This window comes from Promicromonospora sp. MEB111, assembly GCF_030209445.1.
Taxonomy (GTDB): domain Bacteria; phylum Actinomycetota; class Actinomycetes; order Actinomycetales; family Cellulomonadaceae; genus Promicromonospora.
In genome coordinates this window covers 1-2,402 of record NZ_JARVSD010000015.1, presented here as the reverse complement: position 1 = coordinate 2,402, position 2,402 = coordinate 1, and the positions used below count along the sequence as shown (strand labels likewise).

Sequence of the window (2,402 nt, the reverse complement as noted above, 5' to 3'; positions counted from 1 at the left end):
GCCGAGTCAGGTGGTTGGTGAGTCGGTCGGTTGGTGAGTCGGTCGGTTGGTGAGTCGGTCGGCGGGCATGACAAAGGCCCGGCCACCCCGTGCGGGGTGGCCGGGCCTTGTGTCAGGACCGGGTCCTACCGGGCGATCACGCCCCGCCGGCCGCCATCTGGCCCGACGGCGGCAGGTCGCGCGGCACCAGTCCGGCGCCCGCGGGCACCGACTGGGGCTCGGCCTGGGTCGGCCGACGACGCTCGTCCCGCTCCACACCCTGGAAGCTGAACTCGCCGAGGATGCCCTCGCCCTCGCCGTCGACGATCACCAGCTGACCGGCCGTGAGCTCGCCGAACAGGATCTTCTCGGACAGCGTGTCTTCGATCTCCCGCTGGATCGCCCTCTTGAGCGGACGGGCGCCGAGCACCGGGTCGTAGCCCTTCTCCGCCAGCAGGTGCTTCGCGGCGGGGGTGAGCTCGATGCCCATGTCCCGGTCGCGCAGGCGACGGTCGAGCTTCGCGATCTCCAGGTCGACGATCTCGATGATCTCGTCCTGCGAGAGCTGCGGGAACACGACCACGTCGTCGACGCGGTTGAGGAACTCCGGCCGGAAGTGCTGCTTGAGCTCCTCGTTGACCTTGGCCTTCATGCGCTCGTAGGAGGTCACCAGGTCGCCGCCGGCGTTGAAGCCGGTCTGGACGCCCTTGGCGATGTCCCGCGTGCCCAGGTTGGTGGTCATGATGATCACGGTGTTCTTGAAGTCGACCACGCGACCCTGCGAGTCCGTGAGGCGACCGTCCTCGAGCACCTGCAGCAGCGAGTTGAAGATGTCGGCGTGCGCCTTCTCCACCTCGTCGAACAGGACCACGGAGAACGGCTTGCGCCGCACCTTCTCGGTGAGCTGGCCACCCTCGTCGTAGCCGACGTATCCCGGCGGGGAGCCGAACAGTCGCGAGACCGTGTGCTTCTCCGAGAACTCGGACATGTCGAGCTGGATGAGGGCGTCCTCGTCACCGAACAGGAACTCGGCGAGCGCCTTGGCGAGCTCGGTCTTACCGACGCCCGTGGGGCCGGCGAAGATGAACGAACCACCGGGACGCTTCGGGTCCTTGAGGCCGGCCCGCGTACGGCGAATCGCCTGCGACAGGGCCTTGATCGCGGCCTCCTGGCCGACGACCCGCTTGTGCAGCTCGTCCTCCATGTGGAGCAGCCGGCTGGACTCCTCCTCGGTGAGCTTGACGACCGGGATGCCCGTGGACATCGCGAGGACCTCGGCGATCAGCTCGTCGTCGACCTCAGCGACCGTGTCCAGGTCACCCGACTTCCAGGCCTTCTCCTTGTCCGCGCGGACCTGCGTGAGCTGCTTCTCCTTGTCACGCAGCCCGGCGGCCTTCTCGAAGTCCTGCTCGTCGATCGCCGACTCCTTCTCGCGGCGCGCCTCGGCGATGGACTCGTCGAGCTCCTTGAGCTCCGGCGGCGCCGTCATGCGACGGATGCGGAGCCGGGCCCCGGCCTCGTCGATCAGGTCGATCGCCTTGTCCGGGAGGAACCGGTCGTTGATGTACCGGTCCGCGAGCGTGGCGGCGGAGACCAGCGCGGAGTCCGTGATGGACACGCGGTGGTGCGCCTCGTAGCGGTCACGCAGACCCTTGAGGATCTCGATGGCGTGCTCGAGCGACGGCTCGGCCACCTGGATCGGCTGGAAGCGGCGCTCCAGGGCCGGGTCCTTCTCGACGTACTTGCGGTACTCGTCGAGGGTGGTGGCACCGATCGTCTGCAGCTCACCGCGAGCCAGCATGGGCTTCAGGATGGAGGCGGCGTCGATCGCGCCCTCGGCGGCACCCGCACCCACCAGGGTGTGGATCTCGTCGATGAACAGGATGATGTCGCCGCGGGTGCGGATCTCCTTGAGCACCTTCTTGAGGCGCTCCTCGAAGTCACCGCGGTAGCGCGAGCCAGCCACCAGGGCGCCCAGGTCCAGCGTGTAGAGCTGCTTGTCCTTGAGCGTCTCGGGGACGTCGCCCTTGACGATGTCCTGGGCGAGGCCCTCGACGACGGCCGTCTTGCCGACGCCGGGCTCGCCGATCAGCACCGGGTTGTTCTTGGTGCGGCGGGACAGCACCTGCATGACCCGCTCGATCTCCTGCGTGCGCCCGATGACCGGGTCGAGCTTGCCCTCGCGCGCGGCCTGGGTGAGGTTGCGGCCGAACTGGTCGAGCACGGCCGAGCCCGCGGGCTGACCCTCCTGAGGACCACCGGCGGAGACGGGCTCCTTGCCCTGGTAGCCGCTCAGCAGCTGGATGACCTGCTGGCGCACCTTGTTCAGGTCGGCACCCATCTTGGTGAGCACCTGTGCTGCCACGCCCTCACCCTCGCGGATGAGGCCGAGCAGGATGTGCTCCGTGCCGATGTAGTTGTGG

The 2,402-nt window shown here is 68.3% G+C and carries 1 protein-coding gene; it reads right to left on the bottom strand.

The window, feature by feature from the left end:
• Window positions 1-136: 136 nt before the first annotated feature.
• Window positions 137-2,402: ATP-dependent Clp protease ATP-binding subunit (locus QRN56_RS19235; protein WP_285105924.1), on the bottom strand; the 2,266-nt coding region annotated here is incomplete at its 5' end.